24 protein-coding genes are annotated in these 24,435 nt (G+C 65.0%); 5 read left to right on the top strand and 19 right to left on the bottom strand.

Annotated elements, in window-relative coordinates:
- Nucleotides 1-484: 484 nt before the first annotated feature.
- Complete coding sequence (locus ACFSCU_RS02920; RefSeq protein WP_180550059.1) at nt 485-868, bottom strand: hypothetical protein; 384 nt, start codon at nt 866-868, stop codon at nt 485-487.
- Nucleotides 850-987: a hypothetical protein gene (locus tag ACFSCU_RS02915; protein WP_180550058.1), complete on the bottom strand. Its 138-nt coding sequence runs from the start codon at nt 985-987 to the stop codon at nt 850-852. Before ACFSCU_RS02915 ends, ACFSCU_RS02920 begins: the two co-directional genes overlap by 19 nt.
- Between ACFSCU_RS02915 and drmA the strand changes: the two genes are divergently transcribed.
- From drmA to drmC, 3 genes are read left to right on the top strand one after another with little or no spacing between them, the layout of a single operon-like run.
- Nucleotides 982-4,611, top strand: a complete 3,630-nt coding sequence (drmA, locus tag ACFSCU_RS02910; protein ID WP_377559849.1) for a DISARM system helicase DrmA — start codon at nt 982-984, stop codon at nt 4,609-4,611. The genes ACFSCU_RS02915 and drmA overlap by 6 nt on opposite strands.
- Nucleotides 4,612-4,613: 2 nt before the next feature.
- Entirely contained in the window at nt 4,614-6,470 is a 1,857-nt protein-coding gene (gene drmB / locus ACFSCU_RS02905; RefSeq protein ID WP_180550057.1) for a DUF1998 domain-containing protein, read from the top strand.
- A 1-nt stretch (nt 6,471) separates the two neighbouring features.
- Nucleotides 6,472-7,233 (top strand): DISARM system phospholipase D-like protein DrmC, encoded by a 762-nt coding sequence (gene drmC / locus ACFSCU_RS02900; protein WP_180551723.1) that lies wholly within the window; start codon nt 6,472-6,474, stop codon nt 7,231-7,233.
- 108 nt (nt 7,234-7,341) lie between these two features.
- Here the strand turns inward: drmC and ACFSCU_RS02895 are convergent, their stop codons facing one another.
- The 7 genes from ACFSCU_RS02895 to ACFSCU_RS02865 form a co-directional block, all read right to left on the bottom strand.
- Complete coding sequence (locus tag ACFSCU_RS02895) at nt 7,342-8,385, bottom strand: YfjI family protein (RefSeq protein ID WP_257645666.1); 1,044 nt, start codon at nt 8,383-8,385, stop codon at nt 7,342-7,344.
- 24 nt (nt 8,386-8,409) lie between these two features.
- Entirely contained in the window at nt 8,410-8,712 is a 303-nt protein-coding gene (locus ACFSCU_RS02890; protein WP_257645665.1) for a hypothetical protein, read from the bottom strand.
- Between the two features lie 3 nt (nt 8,713-8,715).
- Complete coding sequence (locus ACFSCU_RS02885) at nt 8,716-9,600, bottom strand: plasmid partitioning protein RepB C-terminal domain-containing protein (RefSeq protein ID WP_377559847.1); 885 nt, start codon at nt 9,598-9,600, stop codon at nt 8,716-8,718.
- Nucleotides 9,597-10,496, bottom strand: coding sequence for a plasmid partitioning protein RepB C-terminal domain-containing protein (locus tag ACFSCU_RS02880; RefSeq protein WP_377559846.1), 900 nt, complete (start codon nt 10,494-10,496; stop codon nt 9,597-9,599). Before ACFSCU_RS02880 ends, ACFSCU_RS02885 begins: the two co-directional genes overlap by 4 nt.
- Nucleotides 10,493-12,058, bottom strand: coding sequence for a recombinase family protein (locus ACFSCU_RS02875; RefSeq protein WP_180550056.1), 1,566 nt, complete (start codon nt 12,056-12,058; stop codon nt 10,493-10,495). Before ACFSCU_RS02875 ends, ACFSCU_RS02880 begins: the two co-directional genes overlap by 4 nt.
- A gap of 148 nt (nt 12,059-12,206) precedes the next feature.
- A complete protein-coding gene (locus tag ACFSCU_RS02870) occupies nt 12,207-12,674 on the bottom strand; it encodes a hypothetical protein (protein WP_377559911.1) in 468 nt (155 codons plus the stop codon).
- Between the two features lie 254 nt (nt 12,675-12,928).
- Nucleotides 12,929-13,540 carry a type IV toxin-antitoxin system AbiEi family antitoxin domain-containing protein gene (locus tag ACFSCU_RS02865; protein ID WP_180550055.1) on the bottom strand — a complete coding sequence of 204 codons (612 nt, stop codon included), beginning with the start codon at nt 13,538-13,540 and terminating at the stop codon, nt 12,929-12,931.
- A gap of 349 nt (nt 13,541-13,889) precedes the next feature.
- Between ACFSCU_RS02865 and ACFSCU_RS02860 the strand changes: the two genes are divergently transcribed.
- Complete coding sequence (locus tag ACFSCU_RS02860) at nt 13,890-15,008, top strand: Fic family protein (protein WP_180550054.1); 1,119 nt, start codon at nt 13,890-13,892, stop codon at nt 15,006-15,008.
- Nucleotides 15,009-15,030: 22 nt separating this feature from the next.
- Here ACFSCU_RS02860 and ACFSCU_RS02855 read toward each other — a convergent pair whose 3' ends face one another.
- The 4 genes from ACFSCU_RS02855 to ACFSCU_RS02840 form a co-directional block, all read right to left on the bottom strand.
- Complete coding sequence (locus ACFSCU_RS02855; RefSeq protein WP_180550053.1) at nt 15,031-15,504, bottom strand: helix-turn-helix transcriptional regulator; 474 nt, start codon at nt 15,502-15,504, stop codon at nt 15,031-15,033.
- 489 nt (nt 15,505-15,993) lie between these two features.
- Complete coding sequence (locus ACFSCU_RS02850; RefSeq protein WP_180550052.1) at nt 15,994-16,311, bottom strand: phage head closure protein; 318 nt, start codon at nt 16,309-16,311, stop codon at nt 15,994-15,996.
- On the bottom strand, nt 16,308-16,592 hold the full coding sequence (locus ACFSCU_RS02845; RefSeq protein ID WP_180550051.1) for a head-tail connector protein: 285 nt from the start codon (nt 16,590-16,592) through the stop codon (nt 16,308-16,310). Before ACFSCU_RS02845 ends, ACFSCU_RS02850 begins: the two co-directional genes overlap by 4 nt.
- 229 nt (nt 16,593-16,821) lie before the next feature.
- Entirely contained in the window at nt 16,822-16,962 is a 141-nt protein-coding gene (locus ACFSCU_RS02840; RefSeq protein WP_180549129.1) for a hypothetical protein, read from the bottom strand.
- Nucleotides 16,963-17,013: 51 nt separating this feature from the next.
- Between ACFSCU_RS02840 and ACFSCU_RS02835 the strand changes: the two genes are divergently transcribed.
- Nucleotides 17,014-17,778 (top strand): SDR family NAD(P)-dependent oxidoreductase, encoded by a 765-nt coding sequence (locus ACFSCU_RS02835; protein WP_333708039.1) that lies wholly within the window; start codon nt 17,014-17,016, stop codon nt 17,776-17,778.
- A 75-nt stretch (nt 17,779-17,853) separates the two neighbouring features.
- Here ACFSCU_RS02835 and chrA read toward each other — a convergent pair whose 3' ends face one another.
- The 6 genes from chrA to ACFSCU_RS02805 form a co-directional block, all read right to left on the bottom strand.
- Nucleotides 17,854-19,044: a chromate efflux transporter gene (chrA, locus tag ACFSCU_RS02830; protein ID WP_377559845.1), complete on the bottom strand. Its 1,191-nt coding sequence runs from the start codon at nt 19,042-19,044 to the stop codon at nt 17,854-17,856.
- Nucleotides 19,045-19,505: 461 nt separating this feature from the next.
- The gene (locus ACFSCU_RS02825; protein ID WP_180550050.1) at nt 19,506-19,676 is read right to left on the bottom strand and encodes a hypothetical protein; all 171 of its coding nucleotides are present in this window, start codon (nt 19,674-19,676) and stop codon (nt 19,506-19,508) included.
- 285 nt (nt 19,677-19,961) lie between these two features.
- Nucleotides 19,962-20,360: a hypothetical protein gene (locus tag ACFSCU_RS02820; protein WP_377559843.1), complete on the bottom strand. Its 399-nt coding sequence runs from the start codon at nt 20,358-20,360 to the stop codon at nt 19,962-19,964.
- A gap of 10 nt (nt 20,361-20,370) precedes the next feature.
- Nucleotides 20,371-22,464, bottom strand: coding sequence for a molecular chaperone HtpG (gene htpG, locus ACFSCU_RS02815; RefSeq protein WP_180550048.1), 2,094 nt, complete (start codon nt 22,462-22,464; stop codon nt 20,371-20,373).
- 278 nt (nt 22,465-22,742) lie between these two features.
- Nucleotides 22,743-23,564: a pseudouridine synthase gene (locus tag ACFSCU_RS02810; protein WP_377559841.1), complete on the bottom strand. Its 822-nt coding sequence runs from the start codon at nt 23,562-23,564 to the stop codon at nt 22,743-22,745.
- A 146-nt stretch (nt 23,565-23,710) separates the two neighbouring features.
- A complete protein-coding gene (locus tag ACFSCU_RS02805) occupies nt 23,711-24,412 on the bottom strand; it encodes a Crp/Fnr family transcriptional regulator (protein WP_180550047.1) in 702 nt (233 codons plus the stop codon).
- Nucleotides 24,413-24,435: the final 23 nt, after the last annotated feature.

Here is a 24,435-nt window from a genome sequence, read left to right as displayed (position 1 = left end):
GATTCCCTGGCAGTTGCGGCAACTGCGAGTGCCAATCGGCCTCTCCGAACTTACAATCATGGGCATGTGCGGTTGCGCGAAATCCTTCCCCGGAATCGCGCGAGGGTCTCAAGGCTTCCGACCGGGGCTGAGAGACTGCTGATATGTGGGTTTGGTTTTCTGTTACACTCCACCACCAAAATTCAAAAAACCAACCGTTCTCGGTTGGTTTTTTTTCGCCCGTTTCCCCAGTGTTGGCGCCGGTTCCGGGCATGGCCTGGCGAGCGCCACCCCCGCGAAGTCGGCGTTTTCGCCTCTGCATACGCCTCTCTGTTCTCCGTTTTCTCTGGTGGTCTCGCGAGCGTTCTCGAGGCCGCTTCCTTTGTTGGCGCGGGTTTAGAGGCGGTCGGTTGTAGTTGGCAACTCCTGTAGTGGTAGAGACCGAGCACGACGCGGACGCAAAAAAACCGCCCGTAGGCGGTTGCTGGCGCTGGGTGCGACGCGCTCACCCGGGTGGCGCGAGCACGCGTATCTGGTCGACCCAGGCGTTGGGCCAGGGACGGCGCATCACCTTCTCCAGTACAGCGTCGGGCGAACCCGCCAACCGTTCCACAACCTCTGGGGCCAGGAGCGTCAGCCGCATGACCCGGCGCCCCTGCGTCACGTCCATGCCTTCGGCCTCGGCGATCTCGGTCACCGATGCCGCCCGCTGCTCGTCCAAGAGGCGTTGCCAGTGGTGTGCCAGTCCGAGCGCCCGCATCAACGCGGTGTCCTGCGCGGCCGACCGGGCTTCCCGCTCCCGGGTGGCCTCGGACAGAAATTCCTGCGGCGCGTCCAAGGGCGTGATGACCTGCTTCTTCAGCCCCCGCTTCACCAGCGTCCAGGGCACAAAGGTTTCAGGCCCACGCCGCGCTCGTTGATGGTCTCGAAAATCTTCAGCGCGCTGCTCACGTCGGTGGAGATCTGGATGAACACCACGTTGTTGGCCAGATATCCACGGCTTTGCATCAGACCGTGGGCGGCGTGCCGCCGATCGAGGACCGGGCCTACATCCGCGAACTGCTGCAACTGGCCGTGGTGGACGACCTGCTCGGCCCGGCGGGTGGCCCGAACGAGCACATCGTGGACATGAGCGTGCGCGACCGCTATCTGGTTGGCAAGTTGGCACCGCGCGAGAATGCTCGAGACGGTATCGAAGGGCTTGAAGGCCCGCTGGCCGAGGAGGATGTCGAGGAACCCACCGACCCCATCGTGCCCGGTCAGCACGAACCTGGTGCCGAGTTTGGGACGGCGACCGGGCGGGTGGAACCCGAATCGGATGGATCGGACGAGATCGACGCTGCCAGCAATCAATCGCTGGTGCCTAGCAGCTTCGGCATGACTTTCTGCGTCGATGGCGACGCCGAGCACATCGAGGTCGAAGCGCGTTGGGGCAGCTACGAGCGCGTACCAAACGACGAACACGAACTGACCCGACCCAATGGCCAGAAAGCCAAGGTCTGGCAGCGCATCCCCTGCGGCGGGAAGCTGGTGCTGCCGCTCTCCGAAGGCGTGATTCCCCATCAGGCACCGGATGCGAGCCGTCCGGCAGTGCGGATTCAAGGCTCCATCCGCGCCAAGAACGCCAACGGCGACCGCTTGGTGACGCTGTTCCTGATCAACGCACAGGAAGAACCCGACACCAACCGCGACACGGCATGGCTGTTCCAGCCGGAGCTGATCGTGCGCGCGGAGGCCGAGGCATCCAAGCGCGCCATCTTCCGTCGCCGCCCCGTGTTGGACGCCGATGGGAACGACCCGGAGCGTGAATCGCTGGAGATGATCTACCGCAACCGCGTGGAGTTCGCGGTCGGACATGGCGTTGCCGTCCACGCCGAGACGGCGGACGACGTGACGTTGGCCACCGAGGTGCGCACCACCGTCTTGCCGCAGTACGAAGTGCAGGTCACGGAGACGCCGGGCCTCTATCCCGCCGACCGTCCGGCTATGAAGGAGATGCTGGCGAGTGGCCTGCTCGACATGCAGCGGCTCGCTACGCTTGGTGTCACCGAGTTGGTCGATGCCCTGAACGTACTGACGAAGGACTACGCGGCGTGGATCGAGGAGCAGCGCGAGCGCATCGGCGAGGACGTGGTCGGCTACGACGCGCAGGCCACGCAGGCGCTGGATCGGTGTCAGAAAATCCAGACGCGCTTGCAGCAAGGCATCGACACGCTGAAGAACGACGAAAAGGCGTTGGCCGCTTTCCGCTTCGCCAACAAAGCGATGGCGATCCAGCGCGTGCGCAGCCAGTACGCGCTGGAAGTGCGGCGCGGACGAGACGTGACGGTCGATCAGTTCGACCAACAAAAGAACCGGAGTTGGCGTCCGTTCCAGTTGGCGTTCCTGCTGCTGTCGATCCCATCACTGGCCGACCCGACGCATCCCGACCGCGTGCAGCCGATGGAAGCCCACGCAGACCTGCTGTGGTTCCCCACCGGCGGCGGCAAGACCGAAGCCTATCTGGGCGTGGCTGCTTTCACGATGGCAATCCGCCGTTTGCAAGGCAAGCTCGGCGGCTACGATGGCTCGCGCGGCCTGGCCGTGATCATGCGCTACACGCTGCGCTTGCTGACCTTGCAGCAGTTCCAGCGCGCCACCGCGCTGATCTGCGCGATGGAGAAGCTTCGGCGCGATGCGATCGTCCAAGGCGACGAGTCGCTCGGAAAGGAGCCTTTCACCATCGGTCTGTGGGTCGGCAACAAGGTGACGCCAGGCACGACCGAGGAAAGCCATTACGCCATTCAAGCCTTGCGTGATTCGGGGAAAAACAAGGCAGGACGTACTTCTCCGCTCCAGCTCACCAGTTGCCCTTGGTGCGGCTCCGGCATCGACCCCGGGAAAGACGTCGTGGTCGATAAGGAGCGCGGTAGAACAATCGTTTACTGCGGTGACAAGAAGAGCAGTTGTACGTTTTCTCGCGGCAGATCGAGTAGCTCACCGTATCCCGGCATCCCGGTGCTGACGGTGGACGAGGAGATCTACCACCGCCCGCCGACGATGATGATCGCCACCGTGGACAAGTTCGCCATGATGGCGTGGTGCGGTCAGGTGCGCACGCTGTTCGGTCGTGTGCATCAGGAGTGCGAACGCCACGGTCTGTTGTGGCCCGACTGCGATTGCACAGGGAATCACACCGCTGGGAAAGGTCTGCCTGCGGTCAAAGTCAAGAATGTCGCACCGATCCGCCCGCCCGATTTGATCATCCAAGATGAGTTTCACCTCATCAGCGGCCCGCTCGGCACGATGGTCGGCTTGTACGAATCTGCCGTCGATGAACTTTCCGGTTGGACGCTCGACGGCAAGACGGTCAAGCCGAAGATCGTCGCGTCCACGGCAACGGTGCGCAAAGCCAAGGAACAGGTGAACAACGTGTTCATGCGGCGCGTGTCGGTGTTCCCGCCGCACGGCTTGGACGTGGAGGATAACTACTTCTCCGTGCAGCGTCCGATCGAGGAGCGGCCCGGGCGGCGCTATCTCGGCGTGTGCTCGCCTGGCAGCTCGCGGCCTGCGATGCTGATTCGCGTCTACACAGCCTTCCTCACCGCCGCCCAAGCCCTGTTCGACCGCTTCGGCGAACCCGCCGACCCGTACATGACGACGGTCGGCTACTTCAACTCGCTGCGCGAACTGGGCGGGATGCGGCGCTTGGCCGAGGACGACGTGCAGACACGTTCCTACCGCGTGCAGATGAGCATGGTCGAACGGCCCGCGCTCGCGCAGCGCAGCGTCAACAACATCCGCGAGCTGACCTCGCGCGTCTCCAGTCAGGACATCCCGAAGTACCTCGACGATTTGGAGGTCAAGTTCAAGGCCGCGTTCGATCCAGCTGCAGGGAAGTTCGTGACGAAATGGAACGAGGGCGACACTCGGGCGATCGACGTGGTGCTGGCCACCAACATGTTGTCGGTGGGCGTTGACGTGAATCGCTTGGGCTTGATGGCGGTGAACGGCCAACCCAAGGGCACGGCGGAATACATCCAGGCCACCAGTCGCGTGGGGCGTTCCTTCCCCGGCTTGGTCTGCACGGTGCTCACGTGGGCGCGTCCGCGCGACCTCTCGCACTACGAGACCTTCGAGCACTACCACGCGACCTTCTACAAGCATGTGGAGGCGCAGTCGGTGACGCCTTTCTCGCCGCGTGCGATGGATCGCGGCCTGACCGGTGCGTTGCTCTCCCTGATGCGCTTGGAGAACGACACCTTCAGCCCAAACGTGGGCGCGGGCGAGCTGGACAAGTCCGACAAGCCCGAGATCACCGATGCCATCGACGTGCTGGTGCGGCGGGCTTGGAACGTCAGCGAGACGACCGCCATCAAGAGCCTGGCTGAGCGTGAACTGAAAGAGCGCGCGGACGAGTGGGCGAAGCAAGTGAGCGTGCCCGGTCGCACGCTGGCCTACGAGAAGCGCGGCGCGCAGGCGGCGACGATGGTCGGGCTGGTCAAGTCGCCGGGCATCCATGCGTGGGACAACTGGACGGTGCCGATGTCGATGCGTGAGGTGGAGCCGGGCGTGCGCCTGATCATGAACACGGGACACATCTCGGACGACCACGGGTGGAAGCCGCGTCCAGTGCCGAAGGACGAGGACTGACCATGACCACCAATAAAACACCCGTCGGGGAAGTCCGCCCCAGTCAATTGCTCTGGACATACGGGCCGGGTGCGCTGATCGACCTGCCGAGCCTGTCGGTGGTGACGCTGGGCATCGACCAGTGGGAGAAGGATCGCTGCCAGCCCATCGCCGAGCCGCGCCTGCTCGCCGCTGTGCGCAAGGTGCTCGGCGCGCAGGTGGAGAACCTGCGCGTGCCGCCGTTCCAGAAGAGCGAACTCGTCGATCCGTGGTCGGCGGAAGCGAACATCGGGGTGCCCGTGCGTCCGTTTCCGCGTTGGATGCGCTGCGTGAAGTGCGGCCTGCTGTCTCCCTTTGACGCGGGGCTGTTCGAGATTAAGGAGAACCGCTTCCGTCCGGAGAGAACCCGCTTCGTCCACAAGGGATGTCGTGGCTCCAAGGGCGATCAGCCTGCGAAGGATGCCGATGCCGTTCCGGCGCGTTTCCTCTTGGCTTGCCGCGACGGCCACCTCGATGATTTCCCTTGGCATTACTTCGTCCACGGTGGCAACAGCTCGTGCAAGGGCACGCTGCGCTTCTTCGAGAGCGGGGCTTCGTTGCAGACCGAGAACCTGTGGGTAAAGTGCGATGCCTGCGGCGCATCGCGCAGCATGGCGCACGCCTTCGGCAAAGCCGGAAAGGAAAACCTGCCGAGCTGCCGAGGCAGACATCCCCACCTCGATCATTTCGACGAGGAGTGTGATGAGGAGGCGCGGGCAGTCCTGCTGGGTTCGACGAACAGCTGGTTCCCGATCACCCTTTCGGCGCTCGCCATCCCGCAGGCCAAAGACCCGCTCGGCCAACTGATTCAGGACGGATGGGAGTTCTTCGACGATCTGGATTCCGAGGTCGCCGTCGCGGTGACGGTGAAGGCGCTTAAAAAGACCGGAGCCTTGCCAGGCATCGACAAGTACCCGGCATCGGACATCTGGGCAGCCATCGAAGCGCATCGCAACAGCGGCGTCCAGGAGACGGTTGGCGAAGCTGACATCAAGGGGCCGGAGTGGGAAGTGCTGACCGCGGCAAATCCGCCCACCGACTATCCGCATTTCATGAGCAAGAAGGTCGCCACGCCGCCCGGCTTCGAGAGCCGGATCGCCAGGGTGCTGTTGCTGGAGAGGCTGCGCGAGGTCAACGCCTTGTTGGGCTTCACTCGCGTGGAAGCGCCCGAAGAATCGAGCGATCCGAACGAGCGCCCGCAGATGGCGGGCCTCTCGCGACGCAAACCGGATTGGGTGCCCGCAAATCAGGTTCACGGTGAGGGCATCTTCATCCAGTTCGATGAAGCGGCACTGCAGGCGTGGGAGGCGCAGGCTGGCGTCCAGCGCGTGGACGGGATGCTCAGGGCTGGTCATGGAGGATGGCGCAATTCGCGTCACCTCGATCCGAACGATGGCTACCCTGGCATTCGCTACGCTATGCTCCACACGCTCTCGCACCTGCTCATCCGCGAGCTGGCGCTGGAATGCGGCTACAACGCGGCGAGCATCCGCGAACGCATCTACGCCGACGTGTCGAGCGCGAACCCGCAAGCGGGCATCCTCATCTACACGGCGGCTGCCGACTCCGATGGGACGCTGGGTGGCCTCGTCGATCTCGGCAAACCGGAAAATCTCGGTCGGCTGCTGCGGCAGGCGCTGAACCGGTCGAAGATCTGTTCGTCCGACCCACTGTGCTCGGAGCACGATCCGGGCAAAGACCGCTCGTTGCACGCGGCGGCCTGCCATGCGTGCAGCCTGGTCGCCGAGACTTCGTGTGAACGGGGTAACCGTTATCTCGATCGCTCGTTGCTGGTGCAGACCCTCGATCGAGGGGATGCCGCGTTCTTCGCGGGGCTATGACATGGAAAGACTGCTGGAAGCCGTCACAGCCGTGGTCTGTCTCGTTTCGCCGGAGAAGGTTCGGGCGCTCGCAGGAGCGGTTCGGAAGATCGAGGACGCGAAGGCGAACGTCGCTCTGTCTGATGTCGTCGGCACGGCCACGGCCAAAGCCGTCGTCGAACGGCTCGTCGATGCGTGGCATGCTACTTCGGTCGGTTCCGGCGAGTTGGCGTCGATGCTGCTCGCCGCCAGCCATGCGTTCGAGAACGTGTCGAAGCACCAGTCCACCGAACTCGTGTGGACGGGGCCGACGACGCCCTTCGTTTCCGCGCGCCGTACCGAGCAGGCGCTGCTGCAAGTCATCGGCGCAGCCAAGCAGACCTTGTTCGTCACCAGCTTCGTGGCCTACGACGTCTCGACCATCGTGAAGGCGCTGAACGACGCGAGCACGCGCGGCGTGAGCATCTCGATGCTGCTCGAATCCTCGCAGGATCATGGTGGCAGCATGTCGTTCGATGTGATCGGCAGGATGCGGACGCTGGTTCCCACGGCGAAGCTCTACGCTTGGCGCGAACGGGCGGCGCAGTTCGCCGACGGGCGGGTTCACGCCAAAGTCGCAGTCGCCGATGGCAGCGTGTGCTTCATCACCAGCGCCAATCTGACCGGCCATGCGATGGAGCAGAACATGGAGGCGGGCGTGCTTCTCACGGGTGGGCAAATCCCGAAGTTGCTGCACGACCACTTGCAGGCGCTGATCGATACGAAGACGGTGTCACCGGTCTGAATGAATTGCATACGGTTCCGGCGAAATTAGAGAAATCAGAGAAATTAGTGCCGTGACAAGCACTTGCGACCGATCCGCCCCGGCGAAATCAGCGAAAAAATCCCCGCACTACCCCGTCGCCAGCCGGTACACCCGCAGCGGTGCGCCCGGCGCACCATCGGCACGCTCACCCCACTGCACCGTGATCTTCGGCGGCGTGGCCGCCAGCAGGTGCCGCAGACTGGCGTCGAGCCGCGCCTTGGGTACCTTGCCCCGGGAACACTCGGCGCTGATCTGGCTGCGCGTCGCCTGCCCGCGTTCGCGCAGGAAGGCCAGCACGCGGTTCGACAGTTCCAGCACCTGCGCGAGCTTGGCTTCCTCGGCGGCGCTGACGAACACGAAGCGCACAGACGCCGTGGCGTGCCGAACCCACGCCATCGCCGCGTCGATGTGCTGGGCGTCGATGCGGGTTTGCAGGTCGGTCAACGCCATCAGCATGGCCAACCGCAGCAGCATTGGGGCGCGGCGTTCCAGCAGCGCGCCGATGACGCCATCACCGAGGTCGTCGTTCAGCTCACCCCGATAGAGCTGGGCGTAGCGCCACTGCGCCTGCGGCGACAGTTCCATCCGCAGGTGGTCGCGCTCGTCGTGCTGGTCGGCGCCGACGAAGGCTAGCACCTCCAGCGTCTTGCGCGCCAACTGCTCGACCACGGCCTGCGGCGTTTCCTTCGGGAACGGCAGCATCCTCGTGCGTTCGGCCCAGATCATCAGGAAGCGGTTGGCGAAGCCATTGGTCAGTTCGCGGGCGCTCATCAGGCTGGTCAGCTCGCCCGGCGAGATCGCCCCGCTCAGGCAGACGTGCGGATCGCTGGCGTAGAGCCGGTTCGACTTGGTGGCGGGCTTGAGATCGACGCCATCCCAACAGTCTCGCAGCGCCGCCGACAGCGTGTTGCCATCGCGCCGCCCCTGATGCAGCACGTTGGCGAACTCCGATTCGACCACCCACAGGCGCTTGTCCTCGATGGCGGGCACGTCCTGCCGACCTTGCCGGTAGCCGTCGTGGATCAGCGCCGCCAGCCCTTCGCGTGTGGACAGGCCGCCACGGTGAATCTGCGGCGCGAAGGCGTCATCCATCGCCCGCAGCGCCTGATCGATGCGCAGCACCAGCGACACCGCGTCGCCCTTGCGGCCACGGCCCTAACGCCCGATGTGCAGGCAGAACAGCCGCGTGTGGTGTCGGGTATTGCCGATGGGCAGGTACACACCGCGCCCGACCGCGCAGGACAGGTAGGCCATGAAGTTGGTGGCGATGGCGACGGCATTGGTCTCGGTTCCGTCGCTGCCCGCGCGGGCGACATCGCCGATCAGGCCGTAGAGGCAGGTCGAATCAGCGTCCGGGGCATTGCGGTGAGCGGCCACGGCTGCGCCGTCGTCGTCATCGGTGGCGTCAAGCGGTGACGTGGCATGAGATGCCGGGGTGACATCGACGATCCGGCGCATTCGTCATTTGCCGTCCAGCGCCACGGTCTGGACGATATTCTCGAACTCGGCCAACACGTCCGGTTGGCGTTGTGACAGGAAGCGGAACACGGCTTTGTTGCCGATCAGCTTGCCAAGGTAGCCACGCGCCAGCGTCAGGAGCAGCACGTCCTGACCGTAGGACTTCTCGACCAGCTTCAATTGGTTTTGGATGTTTCCCATTTCGCGCTCCATCTTTACCATCTGTTCCGCCGTGACGCCGGAGAGCTTCCGGGGTCGCTTTTCGCTAACCAGCAGATGTGGCGGCGTTGCCGCCAGCAAGGCTTCGGCATAGGCGACGGTCATGTTGTTTGCGGTCAGCATCAGTTCCACGCACTCGACCTGCCGTGTGGGCTTCATCTTGCGAAGCACCGAGCCGAGGTTGGCCGAAAAATGCTGATCCTTGAGCATCTCGACCGCCTCCGGGCAGATGCCTTCAAGCAGGCCGACCTTCTTGTGGATCTGGCTGATGTCCACGTTCAGCGCCTTCGCCAGCCGATCTTGCGTCACGCCACGCTCGACCGCGCGCCGGAGCATGTGGTGCTCCTGAATGGACGAGATGCGGTTGATCCGGTTGTTATAGGTGTAGCTTTCATCGTCAGTGGCAATCAGGCACGGCGCGTCGGTGTAGCCGAGCTGCTGCAACGCCAGCAAACGCATGTGGCCATCAAGCAGGACGTGCTGACCGGTTTTCTTGTCGGCCTTGCCCACGCTCAGGGGTTCGATCAGCCCGACAGCTTCCATCGAGGCCACGATCTGCTTGAACTTCCGCGATGCCTGGAGACCTTCCGGCGGTTTTCGGGACGGCAGAATCCGATCCAGCGCCAGTGTGATCGGCTCCGGAATGAACCCCAGCGGTGGTTTGCTCATGCCGCGTGGCCTCCGCCCCAGACGCGTTCCGCCAGCTGCTTGGGCAAGGTGTCCAGCCCTTCGGCACGCAGCAGGTTGGAAAAATGCTCGTCGGCCAGCAACTGGCGCAGCGCTTCGATCACGAACAACATGCGCTGCTGCGTAAACTCAGCCTTTTTGATGGTCAGTTTCTGTCGCTCGACCTCGTTCTGGTAGTTGCGCACCAGACTGGAGGTAGTGACGGCCGCTCCCTTGCGTGCGGGCCGGTGTTTCAGCGTCTTTCCGAGAGTGCTGCGCCGCTGAAGCACGCGCCGCACCTGCATCAACTGCCCACCGCGCAACTGGCCGCTTTCGTAGGCATCCTGCAAGGCGGTCTGGACGGATTCTTCGTCGCTTGCGCCCGCGATGGTGATGGCGACGTTGAGCGGAACCCTTCCGGACTCCACGGCAGCCAGCAGCCGTTCCTCACCTTCCTCAAAAAGAAGCAGGATGCCCTTGATGTAGTCGAGGCTCAGGCCGGTCTTCTGGGCGATGACGCGCTTGTCGTAGCCCTGTTCGCTCAACTGCTGGATGCTCATCAGCAGTTCCAGCGCGCTGTATTTCCTGCGGGCGATGTTTTCGGTCAGGCTCATCATGAAGGCGTCCTCATCGTTGACCGCAAGGACCAGCGCCGGGATTTCCTTCTCGCCAAGCGACTTGAACGCCTTGAGCCTGCCTTCGCCGCAGATCAGCAGGAAGCGTTTCCCGTCCTCCAGATCGTCACGCTGCGTGACCGTGACGGGCTTTTTCAGGCCAAGGCTTTTGATGTTGCCGACGATCTCCTCAAACACACGGCCATTGCGGTCGCGTGGGTTGAGCACGGCGATCTGATCGACCGGGATCATTTGCAGGTCAGTGGCGTGGTGCTTCTTCGTCATGCGACTCTCCTCAAGCGGCTGCGCTCGGCCATGCTGTAGAGATAGTCCAGGCTGTCGAAGCGGTAGCTCTCGAATTCAAGTCCGTTGTGATCGGCCAGATGGATGCCCGACTGGCCGAAGTCCAGATGCGGCAGCAGGTAGTAGTCCAGCGGTGCCTGGTTCGTTTCGTCGAGCCGGACGGCGACGGTGATGTCCGGCGTCAGGCTGGTGTCGAAGCGCACTTTCCACCGCCTGCGTCCGTTGTCTTGCAACTGGCAGCGCGAGAGCACGAGCGAAACGGTGAATTCGCGGTTGACAGTGAGCAGGTCGCTCGCCGGATCGGGCACGACCGCGCCGCCGACCTCGGCGATCATCCGCTCGGTCTCGCCGACGATCTCCGGGTGCAGGCGGCGCAGAAACTGGTTGACCTCCAGATACTGGTAGTCCCGATCCGGCGTGAACCCGACCGTCTGGTAAGCACGAATGAGACTTCCGAAGCGATGCGCGTAGGCCGCCGAAGACGGCATGCCTTCCGCTTCGTCGATGATCAGGCCGGAGAGGTAACCGTGCTGCTGGAACAGCCGCCGCAGCTTCTCGATCAATTCCTCGTTGCTGAAGCGATATGCCCGTGCGCGCAGGATGCCCTGCGCGGTGTAAAACAGGTCGGGCGGCACGATGCCCTCGAACGCGCCTTCTTTCTTGATCCACATCTCCGGCTGGTTCACGACCCGCACCTTCTTGAGCTTGAAGGAGCGCCGGTTGTAGACGTTGTTGCCGATGTACTTTTCGTTGGAGAGGACTTCCCGCACCGTGGCCCGCGTCCAGTCGCGCCCGAGGTCGGTCTGGATGCCCTTGGCGTTGAGCCGTTCGGCGATCTCCGACTCGAACAGCGCGTCCTCGACGAACCAGCGATAGATCTGGTTCACGACGGCGACCTCGGCATCCGGGCCTGGCTGCAAGATCACGCGGTCGGTTTGCAGGCTCTTGTGCTCGCCGCGCGAAAGCTCGCCTTTCACCGAACCGGACTGGTCGATCAGCACGCGACGCAGGCCGTAGCCCGCTGGCCCGCCTTGGCGGAATCCCAACTCGATCAGGCGGCACTGGCCCGCAAACACCTTCGCCGACAGCTCGCGGCTGTATTCGCCCGCCATCGCGCGCTTGACGCCCTTGACGATGGTGGACACGGGCGAGCCGTCGTTCTCGAACTGCTCGGCGCAGTAGGCGACCTGAATCCCGGCGCGGCGACAGATGTATTCGTAGTACGCACTTTCATCCGCGTCCTGAAACCGGCCCCAGCGGCTGACGTCATAGACGAGGATGATCTGGAAGTCAGCTTTGCCCGCCTGCACGTCGGCGATCAGTTGCTGGAGCGCCTGCCTGCCGTCGATGCGCAGTCCGCTCTTGCCCTCGTCGGCGTAGGTGCGAACGATCTCGATGTTGCGCCGGGCGGCGTACTCGCGGATTTTGTCGCCCTGGTTCTCCGTCGAGTATTGCTGGTGCTCGGTGGACATGCGCACGTACTGCGCAGCGCGGTACGTGGGGCCAGAGCCTGTCGGGCTTGGAGAAGGTTCGTTCGCTTGCATAGACCCAGTCACTTCGATGGTTGACGTTGCGGGTCTGCCGCTCCCCTCATTGGCTGCGTTGCCGCTCCGTGAAGATCACGAGAACGGTCGCGCAGACGGTTGGAATCGTTGCCATGCAGGATGTTCGAGAACCCGTTTGGAGGCGAAGTTACGGGGAGATCGCCGAGGCGTCGATCACGTCCTCTCTTGACACGTCCATCTTGCGCGGACACGTCACGGCCACCGGCGTGATCTCGACGACCCACGAAGCGCCGCTTTCCCTCGGAAACGCCGGGTGGCGTGTGATGCGGTAGAGGCCCGGCGGCAGGTCGCACACGTCCATCGTTGCAAGATCGTCGTTTCGGGCCTGATCGCGCGACCGCTGCTGCTCACGGTTGCGCTGTGCGTAGTCGGGCTGGGCGTCGCGGTAGCTGCGCCAGTAGTCTGGGTTGCGCTGCGACCACGTCTGCTGCGCGGCGCGCTGGTTATCCCGGTAGTCGGGATCGGACTGGAGCTTGGCCCGCTGCCACTGGCGCTTGCGGGCGCGCTGGCAGTCGGGCGCGGAGCAGTAGGCTTGGTCGGGAACTTGCGGGCGGGGTGACAAAGGCTTGCCACAGCAGGCGCAGCGTCGGGACATCGTCGGGATCTCCATGCAAAATCCGCATGGAAGCCGCGACCGAATCATCGCAGCCGGGCGATTACTCACACTCGATCAAGTGGATCGTCGCCTTGCCGTAGATGCAGGGTGTGGGTAGGATTCGCGCAATGGCCCCACCGGAGATCGCATCTCCGGCCCAACGCCTCTTTTCACGGAGGCGTTTTCCTTTGCCCCGCCGAGGTGAGCAGCCTCGGCCCGACGCCTCCCGTGTGGAGGCGTTTCTATTTGCGCGATCACTCGTGGGCGACCACTTCCATATAGGGGCGCATCACGTTGGCGACCCGGCAAACCTGGGCGTAGCGCCACAGGTCGTCCGCCGAGGCCTTGCGCGCGCGCCAAACATCCTTCAGCGCCTCCATCGCCACATCCAGACCGATCTTGTTGCGGTGCTTGAAGCAGTCAACGACCGTCTTGGCCGCGCTGTAGACCCGCAGCGTCGCGCCGTCGCACGAGTGTTCCTCGATGCCCGCCGTGTGCGCGTCGCCCGTCATCTGCACCATCCGGATCGGCGGCCAGTCCATGCGGGGCGCGTGGCTGCCGCGCGGCATGGCGATCCAGGTCTGGTGCGGCAGTTGCGTGGTCAGCCCGTGGAATTGCAGTGCCGTCAGCAGGCAGAACACGGCTTGCGGCACCTTGGCTGCCACCACCGCGAGGCCTTCGTGCTCCGAGACTGGATGGTTGGGTGGGCGGTAGAGGCCGCGTCCAACCCGATCCAGCAGACCGGCGGCGGTGAGGCGCGTCAGGACAACCCGTGGAGCACCGATGGCGTCCAGATCGACGGCGCGCAGCAACCCTTGCTGGCGTGCCAGATCGAGGACGCGCTGGGTGTGGGTGTCGGCGGGCATGATCGGCAGATGTTCCGTTCATTCTTTCAATATAACATTTGGGAGATAAAATGGAACATCAAGTCGTCGCTGACCCGATTGCTTCGAAATTGTGTCGCCAGCGCCGACACAATTTTCACCGGTCACTCGGCGAGTGGCGAATCTCCAGCCGGTGGTTGGAGAATTGCCTGCCTTCGACACGTGCCACCGGGTGGTTGCACAGGTCGACCGGCTTCTATGCCATTTGCGTTTCAGGCCGAGGCCGCCGCCGTTCTTTGGGTCACCCGATGCGGAGATTGGCGGCGTCATTCACCGCATTAGACGCGGTGAATGACTTGCGGATGCGGAGAATTGGGTGTTTAATCTCCGCATGAACTACGGAGAAAGGCGCTACATCTGGCAGGCCGACGACTGGCCGAGCTGGCGCTACGACCTGTCCGCGCTGACGCTGTCGTTGACCGAGGTCAGTCGCGCCCAAGGCCTGCTGCTGGGCCGTCTGGCCGACGTGGGGTTGGCGCTGCGCGATCAGGCCAGTCTCGCCGCACTGACCGAGGACGTAGTCAAGACCAGTGAGATCGAAGGCGAAGTGCTCAGCGTCGAATCCGTGCGCTCGTCCATCGCCCGCCGTCTGGGTGTGGACATCGGCGCGGTCGCGCCGGTGGATCGGCACGTCGAAGGCGTGGTCGAGATGGTGCTCGATGCCACTTCCCATGCCGCTGTCCCGTTGACCGCCGAACGGCTGTTTGGTTGGCACGCGGCTTTGTTCCCGACCGGCTACTCCGGCATGAACAGAATCGCCATCGGCCAGTGGCGTGATGATGCCGACGGGCCGATGCAGGTGGTGTCCGGCCCGGTGGGGCGACGCAAGGTTCACTTCCAGGCCCCGCCCGCCGAGGCGCTGCCCGCCGAGACGGCGAAGTTCCTCGCATGGGCGAACGAAGAATCCGGCGAGCCTGCGCTCGTGAAAGCAGGCCTCGCACATTTGTGGTTCGTGACGCTGCACCCGTTCGACGACGGCAACGGGCGCATCGCCCGCGCCGTGGGTGATCTGTTTCTCGCCCGCGCCGATGGCAGTCCGCAACGCTTCTACAGCCTGTCGGCGCAAATCCAGCGCGAGCGCAAGGACTATTACGACGTGCTGGAGCGCACGCAGAAAGGCACACTCGATGTGACGGGCTGGTTGTCGTGGTTCCTCGGCACCCTCGGGCGCGCCGTCACGAGCGCGCAAGGCACGCTGGACGGCGTGCTGGTCAAGGCGCGCTTCTGGCAACGCTGGGCAGGCACGCCGCTGAACGAACGGCAGGTGAAACTGCTGAACCGCCTGCTCGACGGCTTCGAGGGCAAGCTCACCAGCAGCAAGTGGGCGACCATCGCCAAGTGTTCGCCGGACACCGCGCTGCGCGACATCACGCAACTGCTGGAACTTGGCGTGCTGAAGAAGTCACCCGGCGGCGGGCGCAGCACCGGCTACGAGCTGGCAGGCCAGTAGGCCGGTGGCGCGGATGCGGCGGTCAGACGGGCAGCGATGCCAAGGCCTGCTGCAACGATCTGCGCTGCTCGCCCGGATCAATTTTTGCGTGGATACCCTGATCCTCCGCGTCTTGCGACCAGCGTTTGGCCCATGCTATGACTTCTTCGTAGTCGAAGCGGATGAGTTTCTCAACCCGACGATGCGGGATGCCCAACGCCTCACGCACCTGTTTTTGCGTGAAGACGTACAGAGGCAACGCCGTCACATAAGAAATCTCGCGTGCATCCATCAGCTTCGATCCATCCGGAAAGACGACGTCGGTCGCTCTTGCCCAAGTTGCCGAGTGGAGAGCTCGGGACTCGAAATCGAAGACTTCGTCGATGGGATACACGACACGCTTGGACATCTTCATGTATCTGGGGCCACGTCCTTCGCTGCGCCAGCGTTGAAGGGTCTTGGGACTGAGGTTCCAGCGCGCGGCCAGCTCGGTTTCGTTCATCATCATCTTCTGCATGGTTGACTCCGTCAGTGGTTGAAGGCAACGCATTCAGGCGTGACGTCGGCCATGAAGCCAAGGCCTCGGCGGGCCTTACATGCAGTTTCAGCGCAATGCGAACATCAGCGGTTCACGCATATGTCCCCGATCCAGCCTGCTGATGCCCACTTCTATGGGGACGTATCGGCATGCGTGGAGATACCCGGTTCCATTTGCTGTTAAAATACACCACCATCACACTGTTTTGGGTAGTCCAGTAGCGTCTATCTTAAACACTAAGCCCTAGGTGAATCAAGCACTTAGGGCTTTTTTTCGTCCATACCCGTCCCCACACGGCCAGCGACAGCCGGCCCCTTGAAGGGGTAAGAAACACGGGAAAAGGTGGATTACCCGGTCGGTGGGGTAATTTTTACCCGCACCTACTGCACCAACAGGTGGGACAACTTGTCCCAGCTGTTGGGTATGGCCCTCTCGCGTCTGGGCGGGCCTCCCACGCGCGCGCGGGGATCACGCCACCCGCTTGCACAGCAGCTCAACTTCCCGGTTGGCGCTCTTGGTGTTGATGACGGTGGCAATGCTGTAGGTGTCGCTGCCGTGCTTAATCCGCATGGATGCCAGCACGCCCGGTCGATACCGCAGCTTCACCAGCACGTCCGTGATGTTCGCCACAGCGTCAGCGCGAATCACTTCCCGGCCCCGTAGCGGCTCTACAGCCGCCCAGGCATCAAACACCGGCATCCAATCCTCGAAGGGCTGGCCAGCCTCGTCCTGGCCCTCCACACGCTGTTCCAGCGTCACCCGTTGATCGAGCGTGCCGGCTCTCATACCGACAGGCTCCGGTACGGCGCCAGCAGGCGGGCGAAAGTCGGGTTGTCGTACAGACTGCGATCCGTGACGGCTTCGCGGTTCTCGTACAGATCGGCCACGCGCAACAGAATGGCCGCTTCCACTGGTGCCGGTGGCGCCAGCAGTTCCATATCCTCGTGCGCCATGTCCAGGTAATCCGCTACGGAATACGTAGCAGCTTGAATCATGGATTGGATCAGCGCATCTTCATCGGTGTGCTCGACGCGAAGATGGGCTTTGGCTTGTTCAAGTGTCGGCATGGTTCATCCTCATGAATAGGTGCCGGTCGCGCGTGGGAGAAAGGACGATGTGTCCGCAGACACAAAGGCCACGCCACCGGCTGACGGGGTTGCTGGCTGTGCGGTACTGGCCGTCTGATCCGCATCCGGGGCATTGCCTTGCGGCCCCTCCCGGCAAGGGAATAGGTGGGAAGGGCTGATGGCAGACGCGCCGGCCCTTCCCGGTGCGAGCGGTGCCAGACGCGGCGGCTCACACAAAACAAAATTCACTCGCTGCATGGCCTTGTTCTTCCCCAGCGGCGACGGCAACACCTATCGCCATCGCAAGGGCTTGCATGCCGTCGATTCGTCCGGTCGCACGCGACTTGTCCAGCTTGCGGTTGCCCGTCATGACCGTCGTCTAGACTTGTTCCCCACAGGTTTCAACTCAAGGAGATGCTTCATGACTTATCCCGATCTGGCACAGAAGGTGGTTCTGATTACCGGGGGGGCGCGCGGCCTGGGTGCGGCGGCGGCGAAGGCGTTTCTGGCCGAGGGCTGCAAGGTGGCGATCGTGGATATCTCGGGCGAGACGCTGGCGCAGACGGCGGCCGAGCTGGGCGCCGGGGCGGACCGCTTGATCACGGTCACCGCCGATGTGTCCAAGGAGGAAGATGTCCAGCGTTACGTGGCTGAAACGGTCGCGGCCTTCGGCACCGTCGATGTGTTCTTCAACAATGCGGGCATCGAAGGCAAGGTGGCGCCCATCGTCGATCAGAAGACCGAGGACTTCGACCGCGTGATGGCCATCAACGTGCGGGGCTGCTGGCTGGGCCTGAAGCATGTGCTGCCGCTGATGTATGCGAAGAAGTCCGGCAGCGTGATCAATACGTCGTCGATCGGCGGCTTGGTGGCGGGGCCGATGCCGGTGTCGCCCTACGTCACGTCGAAGTTCGCCATTCACGGCATGACCCGCGTGGTGGCCAACGAAGCGGCGGCGTATCAGGTGCGGGTCAACTCGGTGCACCCGTCGCCGGTCAATACGCAGATGATGCGTTCGCTGGAGCAGGGCGCCGGGGCGTCACAGGAGGCCATCGCCAGCGCCATCCCCCTGGGCCGGTATGCCGAGAGCGAGGACATCGCCAACATGGTGCTGTTCCTGGCCAGCGAGAAGTCCAGCTTCGTGACGGGCTCGCAGTTCCGCGTCGATGGCGGCATGCTGAGCTGAAAGGGGCGCCCCCGCCGACAAGGGCGCAGCGCACGGTTTCGCGTGCTCGCGGGTCGGCGCCAGCCGTTTCCAGGTTCAACCCAGCAGCCAGCCCGCCACGCCAGTGGCCAGCACCACCCCCCAGGGCGGCAGCTTCCAGGCCATCAGGGCGACCAGGGCGGTGAGGGCAAGGGCAAAGTCTTTCGGGGTGTGGATGGCGGCGGTCCACACCGGGTCGTACAGCGCGGCGAGCAGCAGGCCGACGACCGCGGCGTTGACGCCGGCCAGGGCGGCCTGGGCAGGCGCGTGTTGCCGCAGGCGCTCCCAGAACGGTAGCGCGCCCGCCACCAGCAGGAACGAGGGCAGGAAGATGGCCGCCAGGCACAGCAGGCCGCCGGCCCAGCCGTTGGGCGCGGTGGTCATGGCGGCACCCAGGAAGGCGGCGAAGGTGAACAGCGGGCCGGGCACGGCCTGCGCGGCGCCGTAGCCGGCCAGAAAGCTGTCGTGGCCGACCCAGCCGGGCGGCACCACCTCGGCCTGCAGCAGGGGCAGCACGACGTGGCCGCCGCCGAACACCAGGGCGCCGGCGCGGTAGAAGGCGTCCAGCAAGGCCAGCGGCTGGCTGGGCACGGCGGCGGCCAGCAGCGGCAGGCCGATCAGCAGGGCGAAGAACAGCGCCAGCCAGGCGCTGCCGGCGCGGCGCGTGATGGCGGTGGGCATGGCTTGCTCGGGCGCGGCGGGCGCGGGCCGCAGCAGCGCCATGCCGGCCAGCGCGGCCACGCCGATGATGCCGACCTGCACCCAGGCGCCGGGCAGCAGCAGCGCGGCGCAGGCGGCGGCGGCCATGAAGGTGATGCGCGGCACGTCGGGGCACAGGCTGCGGCCCATGCCCCACAGCGCCTGCGCCACCACGGCCACGGCAACCACCTTGAGGCCGTGCAGCGCGCCGGCGGGCAGCAGCTGGCCCTGGCTGCTCAGGCCCAGCGCGAACAGGATCAGCAGCGCGGCCGACGGCAGCGTGAAGCCGGCCCAGGCGGCCAGCGCGCCACCATAGCCGGCGCGCGACAGGCCCAGCGCCATACCCACCTGGCTGCTGGCCGGGCCGGGCAGAAACTGGCACAGCGCGACGAGGTCGGCGTAGCTGCGCTCGCTCAGCCAGCGGCGGCGGGCGACGAACTCGTGGCGGAAGTAGCCCAGGTGGGCGACGGGGCCGCCGAACGAGGTCAGGCCAAGGCGCAGAAAGATCAGAAACACAGCCCAGGGGCTGCGGTCGGGTTCGGGGGGCATGGGCGCGGCGGGCGGGGCGGAAGACGATGGCGGCCCATGCTAGCCGACGCGGGTGACAGGACACGCTGCCGGGCGTTGAACAACAGGGATGACGGCGGCGGAATGCATTCCAGGCGCCGCGATGGCAGCGGGTGCGCTGGAATGGCGCTGGCCCGCATCACCGAGGTCGTGTCGTCATGCCGCGCGGAGGCCAAGTCCTTGCGGCGTACCGTTTCTATTGACAACTCCGTCATACATGACACGCTGCCGGCCCTCACCCCAGCCCTCTCCCAGAGGGAGAGGGCGCTTTCTTTGGCGCAGCATGCGCTGTCATGCTTTTCTGACTATCAAGAAGTCTCAGATGACTCAAGGACCTCATCCGCTGTGGGAGCGGGCTTGCCCGCGATCAAGCGTTCGTGGCGACGAGGCGCCTCATCGCGGGCAAGCCCGCTCCCACAACACGGTCTGAGACTTCTTGATAGTCAAGCATGCTGTTGGAAAACGTCAATGAGCGTTGGTGTTTGATGGATGACGCCATGACTGCGCCGCTGCGCGGCGTGATGACGAAATGACACCAGTGATGCGCGGAGTGCCTGGCACTTGGCTGGCGTCATGGCGGCGCAGCCGCCGTCATCGAAGCGCAGCGAGGTCATTTCGTCATCGCATCGCGCGCGAGCAACTGTCTTTGGGAGCGCGAAGCAGTATCCGCCATCGGCCACCACGGTCTGGTGTGCCCAACGGCACGGGGGCGCAGGTTGAAAGCAAGGGGGGACTTCCCAAATTTTTTAGGTGGTCAAATGACATTCCAGCGCCCATTTGCCGGGCGCGAGCAGCTTCTGTTATTGAACTGCAATACAGCGCCAAATCGTTATCGCTTGATTTGACGCTCTTCAGCGCCTTTTCAGCGCGGGCGATGGTGGCGTGGCCGCCGCACCGCGTCAGGACTGCTCGCCCGCGGCCGGGCGAGGGGCCGCCGGCGCGGCAGCCGGCGCGCTGCGGCGCGGGTCGTGGATCACCGTGCCCGTGCCCACGCCCACGCCGACCCGCGCACCGCCGCCCACCGGTGCACTGGCGCCCACGCCGGCGCCGGCGCTGACCTGGCCGTGCTGGTTCACGCCCACGCCGACGCCCACCGGCCCGGCACCCGCGCCGACCCCGACCTGGACGTTGCCGCCCGAGCCGACCCCGACGCCCAGCGACACGCCGGGCAGGATCGGCACGCCGATGCCGATGCCGGCCGAAGCACAGCCGCCCAGCACGGCCGCCGCCGCCAGCAACGGCAGCAGCACGGCGCGCTGGCCGGGCGACGACGGTTGTGGTGCAGCAGAACGCTTCATGCCCGCCATCCTACGCCGCCCGGCTCACCAGCAGCGCGTTCACGCGCCGCACGTAGGCGGCCGGGTCGTCCGGCAGGCCGCCTTCGGCCAGCAGGGCCTGGTCGAACAGGATGTGCGCCAGGTCGTCGAAGTGCGCATGGCCGTCGAGCTTTTTGACCAGCGGGTGCTCGGCGTTGATCTCCAGCACCGGCTTGCTGTCGGGCACGCGCTGGCCGGCCTGCTTCAGCATGCGGGCCAGCTGCATGCTCATGCCGGCGTCCTTCACCACCAGGCAGGCGGGCGAATCGACCAGGCGCGTGGTGACGCGCACGTCTTCCACCTGCTCCTTCAGCGCCTCTTTCAGCTTGTCGAGCAGGGGCTTCACGCTTTCGGCAGCTTCTTCGGCAGCCTTCTTCTCGGCTTCGTCCTGCAGGTCGCCCAGGTCCACGGCGCCCTTGGCCACCGATTGCAGTGGCGTGCCATCGAACTCGCGCAGGTACGAAAGCGACCACTCGTCCACGCGGTCGGTCATCAGCAGCACCTCGATGCCTTTCTTCTTGAAGACTTCGAGCTGCGGGCTGTTCTTCGCTGCCGCCAGCGTGTCGGCGGTGATGTAGTAGATGGCCTTCTGGCCTTCCTTCATGCGCGCCTTGTAGTCGGCCAGCGACACGGTCGCGGCATCGCTGGTGGTGGAGGCATAGCGCAGCAGCTTGGCGATGCGCTCGCGGTTGGCGTGGTCTTCGCCCAGGCCTTCCTTCAGCACGGCGCCGAACTCGCGCCAGAAGGTGGCGTACTTGCCGGCGTCCCTGGCCTGCTCCTCGGCAAACTTCGCCGCGGTGTCGGCGGCGGTGGGCGCCTCGTTCTTGTCGACCACATCGGTCACGCCGCCGTCGGGCAGCTCGGTCGGCTCGGGTGCGGGCGTGCTGTCGCCGCTGCCGATGTCCACCTTGCCATCGGCCGGCGCGGCGTCGGCTGCGGCGGCATTGGCGCCGGGGGCGGTTTCGGCCTTGACCATGTCTTCCAGCAGGCCCAGCACGCGACGCGTGTTGCCTTCGCGGATGGCGCGCACGTCGCGGCTTTCCTGCAGCAGCTCGCGGCTCACGTTCAGCGGCAGGTCGGCCGAATCGACCACGCCCTTGATGAAGCGCAGGTAGCGCGGCAGCAGCTGCTCGGCGTCGTCCATGATGAACACGCGCCGCACGTACAGCTTGATGCCCGCCTTGCGGTCGCGGTCCCACAGGTCGAACGGCGCGTGGCTGGGCACGTACAGCAGTTGCGTGTACTCGGTCGAGCCTTCCACGCGGTTGTGGCTCCAGGCCAGCGGCGGCTGCCAGTCGTGCGCGATCTGCTCGTAGAAGCCCTGGTACTGCTCGTCGGTGATGTCCTTCTTGGGCCGCGTCCACAGCGCGGTGGCCTGGTTGACGGTGTCCCACGCGCCGGTCTTCACCATCTGGCCGGGCTGGCCTTCCTCCTTGCCGTCTTCCCAGGTCTCGCCTTCCATCTTGATGGGCAGCGCGATGTGGTCGCTGTACTTGCCGATCAGCTCCTTCAGCTTCCAGCCGTCGGCAAACTCCAGCGCGTCGTCACGCAGGTGCAGGATCACGCTGGTGCCGCGCTCGGGGCGGGTGATGGTCTCCACCTCGAAGTCGCCCGCGCCCTGGCTGACCCAGCGCACGCCCTGCTCGGCAGGCAGGCCAGCGCGGCGCGATTCGACGGTGATGCGGTCGGCAACGATGAAGCCGGAGTAGAAGCCCACGCCGAACTGGCCGATCAGCTGCGCGTCGGCCTTCTGGTCGCCGGTCAGGCGGTTCATGAAATCCTTGGTGCCGCTCTTGGCAATGGTGCCCAGATGCTCAATGGCCTCGGCCTCGCTCATGCCGATGCCGGTGTCGGTCACCGTCAGCGTCTTGGCGGTCTTGTCGAAGCTGATGCGCACTTCCAGCTCGGGCTGGTCGCCGTACAGCGACGGATCGGCCAGCGCCTCGAAGCGCAGCTTGTCGCAGGCGTCGGAGGCGTTGGAGATCAACTCGCGCAGGAAGATCTCCTTGTTGGAATACAGCGAGTGTGTGACCAAGTGCAGCAGTTGCGCCACCTCGGCCTGGAAGGAATGGGTTTGCTTGCTCATTTGCTTGGGAAGAAAAGGGAAAAACAAAGCGGTCGCCCGCAGGGGGCCGGTGCCTCAGGTGCGGGCGCTCAGGGCGATTATCAAGGGCTGATGACGCTACCTTAAGGATAGCTGTCGGCGTTTGAAAGTCGGGCGCTGGGGACTGTTTTGATGAAGAAATGACCTCGGCCGCGCGTTCGATGATGGCACTGCCCGCCATGACGGGCGCCGCGGCGTTTCGTCATTTCGTCATCGATGGCCGCAGGCCGATGTCATGCGCCGCCAGGCGCGTCATGGCGTCAGAACCGCTCGTGCTCGCCCAGATAGCGCCACTGCCCCTGCGGCAATTGGCCCAGCAGCACGCGGCCGATGCGGATGCGCTTCAGGCCCGTCACCTTCAGCCCCACCTGCTCGCACATGCGGCGAATCTGGCGCTTCTTGCCCTCGCGCAGCACGAAGCGCAGCTGCTCGGGGTTCTGCCAATCCACCTGCGCCGGTTTCAGCGGCTGGCCGTCCAGGCTCAGGCCGTGGCGCAGGCGCGCCAGCTGCTCGCGCGGAAAGGCGGCCTGCACATCGGTGGTGATGTCGCCGTAGGCCACGCGCACCAGGTATTCCTTGTCGATGTCCGAGTCCTCGCCGATCAGCGCGCGCGCCACGCGGCCGTCCTGCGTCAGCACCAGCAGGCCGACCGAGTCGATGTCGAGCCGGCCCGCCGGCGCCAGCCCCCTGAGCTGCGCGGGCGAAAAGCGCGTGCGTGACGCATCGCCGCGCCAGTGGCTGCGCGCGTTGACCAGCGTGACCGCCGGCTGGTGCCCATCCTCGGCCTGGCCGCTGACGTAGCCCACCGGCTTGTGCAGCAGGATGGTGACGCGCTGCGCCTGCGCGGCCTCGGCCTCGCGCTGCACCGTCACGCGGTCTTGCGGCGCCACCTTGGTGCCCATGGCGGCCACGGCGCCGTTCACGCGCACCCAGCCGCGCTCGATCCACTCATCCGCCTCGCGGCGCGAGCACAGGCCCATGTCGGCCAGGCGCTTGTTCAGGCGCACCGTGCCGTCGCCGGCGGGTGCCGACGGCGCGGCTTCAGGGCGCGGCGCGCGGCGGAAGGTGGGGGGCTGGGTCATGGTGGCGATGAAAGAGTCAGTTCAATCTTAATAGTGGCTCGCGCTTGTCCAGTATGGATTTCAAGCCAAATGATGCTGAAATGTATGTATATCAGGCGCGAGCAGCTATTGTTTTTGCTTGATGGTCAGGTGTTTTTGATGATGCCCTAGAACGTCTGGTGCCGCAGCGCCGGCAAGTCGAGGATGCGCAGCCCGCCGTATTCGATCTGCAGCAGGCCCTGCGCCGCCAGCGCCTTCAGCGCCTCGTTCACGCGCTGGCGCGACAGGCCGACCAGGTAGGCCAGCTCCTGCTGCGTGATGCGCAGCACGCCGCCCACGCCGGGAAACAGCACCGGGTTGACCAGCGCCGCCAGGTTGCGCGCCACGCGCTGTTCGGGGCTGGGCGTGCGGTCGGCCTCGATGGCAAGGATGAAGTGCGCCAGCCGCTCGTTCAGCTGGTTCATCACGAAGCGGTTGAAGCCGATGGAGTGGTCGAGCAGCCAGTGGAAGGTGTCCACCGGCAGGCCCGCCACGTGGCTCTTGCGCAGCGCCTGGATGTTGTAGCGGTAGGCCTCGCGCTTCATCACCGTGCCCTCGCCGAACCAGCCGCCGGGCGTGAGGCCCGAAAAGGTGATGCTGTGGCCATCGGCCGTCTCGGTGCTCATCTTCAGCAACCCGTCGACCACGCCGAACCAGTAGGTGGCGCGCCGGCCCATGCGGCAGATCACGTCGCCCGCCGCGGCCTCGCTGATGCGCAGCTCGGCCACCACGCGCTCGTGCTCGGCCGGCTTCAGGTGCGACAGCCAGGGCACGCCGGCCAGTTCTTCGTCACTGAGCAGGCGGCGGCGTTCGTGCAGGGTGGAGGGCATTCGGGCGGTGCGTCGAGGCGGAT

The sequence above is a fragment of the Ottowia beijingensis genome, assembly GCF_042680925.1.
Lineage (GTDB): Bacteria > Pseudomonadota > Gammaproteobacteria > Burkholderiales > Burkholderiaceae_C > Ottowia > Ottowia beijingensis.
The sequence above is the reverse complement of the archived record's forward strand: the minus strand, read 5'-3'. Positions and strand labels throughout refer to the sequence as shown.

Bases quoted from the DNA above. Each gene is read 5' to 3' on its own strand.
- ACFSCU_RS02860 (WP_180550054.1), top strand. From the start codon at position 13,890: ATGAACTACGGAGAAAGGCGCTACATCTGGCAGGCCGACGACTGGCCG.
- ACFSCU_RS02805 (WP_180550047.1), bottom strand. From the start codon at position 24,412: ATGCCCTCCACCCTGCACGAACGCCGCCGCCTGCTCAGTGACGAAGAA.
- ACFSCU_RS02865 (WP_180550055.1), bottom strand. From the start codon at position 13,540: ATGCCCGCCGACACCCACACCCAGCGCGTCCTCGATCTGGCACGCCAG.
- ACFSCU_RS02880 (WP_377559846.1), bottom strand. From the start codon at position 10,496: ATGACGAAGAAGCACCACGCCACTGACCTGCAAATGATCCCGGTCGAT.
- ACFSCU_RS02855 (WP_180550053.1), bottom strand. From the start codon at position 15,504: ATGCAGAAGATGATGATGAACGAAACCGAGCTGGCCGCGCGCTGGAAC.
- drmB (WP_180550057.1), top strand. From the start codon at position 4,614: ATGACCACCAATAAAACACCCGTCGGGGAAGTCCGCCCCAGTCAATTG.
- chrA (WP_377559845.1), bottom strand. From the start codon at position 19,044: ATGCCCCCCGAACCCGACCGCAGCCCCTGGGCTGTGTTTCTGATCTTT.
- ACFSCU_RS02870 (WP_377559911.1), bottom strand. From the start codon at position 12,674: ATGTCCCGACGCTGCGCCTGCTGTGGCAAGCCTTTGTCACCCCGCCCG.
- ACFSCU_RS02890 (WP_257645665.1), bottom strand. From the start codon at position 8,712: ATGCGCCGGATCGTCGATGTCACCCCGGCATCTCATGCCACGTCACCG.
- ACFSCU_RS02825 (WP_180550050.1), bottom strand. From the start codon at position 19,676: ATGACCTCGCTGCGCTTCGATGACGGCGGCTGCGCCGCCATGACGCCA.
- drmC (WP_180551723.1), top strand. From the start codon at position 6,472: ATGGAAAGACTGCTGGAAGCCGTCACAGCCGTGGTCTGTCTCGTTTCG.
- ACFSCU_RS02875 (WP_180550056.1), bottom strand. From the start codon at position 12,058: ATGCAAGCGAACGAACCTTCTCCAAGCCCGACAGGCTCTGGCCCCACG.
- ACFSCU_RS02850 (WP_180550052.1), bottom strand. From the start codon at position 16,311: ATGAGAGCCGGCACGCTCGATCAACGGGTGACGCTGGAACAGCGTGTG.
- ACFSCU_RS02845 (WP_180550051.1), bottom strand. From the start codon at position 16,592: ATGCCGACACTTGAACAAGCCAAAGCCCATCTTCGCGTCGAGCACACC.
- ACFSCU_RS02835 (WP_333708039.1), top strand. From the start codon at position 17,014: ATGACTTATCCCGATCTGGCACAGAAGGTGGTTCTGATTACCGGGGGG.
- htpG (WP_180550048.1), bottom strand. From the start codon at position 22,464: ATGAGCAAGCAAACCCATTCCTTCCAGGCCGAGGTGGCGCAACTGCTG.
- ACFSCU_RS02840 (WP_180549129.1), bottom strand. From the start codon at position 16,962: ATGACGGGCAACCGCAAGCTGGACAAGTCGCGTGCGACCGGACGAATC.
- ACFSCU_RS02915 (WP_180550058.1), bottom strand. From the start codon at position 987: ATGCAAAGCCGTGGATATCTGGCCAACAACGTGGTGTTCATCCAGATC.
- ACFSCU_RS02810 (WP_377559841.1), bottom strand. From the start codon at position 23,564: ATGACCCAGCCCCCCACCTTCCGCCGCGCGCCGCGCCCTGAAGCCGCG.
- ACFSCU_RS02820 (WP_377559843.1), bottom strand. From the start codon at position 20,360: ATGAAGCGTTCTGCTGCACCACAACCGTCGTCGCCCGGCCAGCGCGCC.
- ACFSCU_RS02885 (WP_377559847.1), bottom strand. From the start codon at position 9,600: ATGAGCAAACCACCGCTGGGGTTCATTCCGGAGCCGATCACACTGGCG.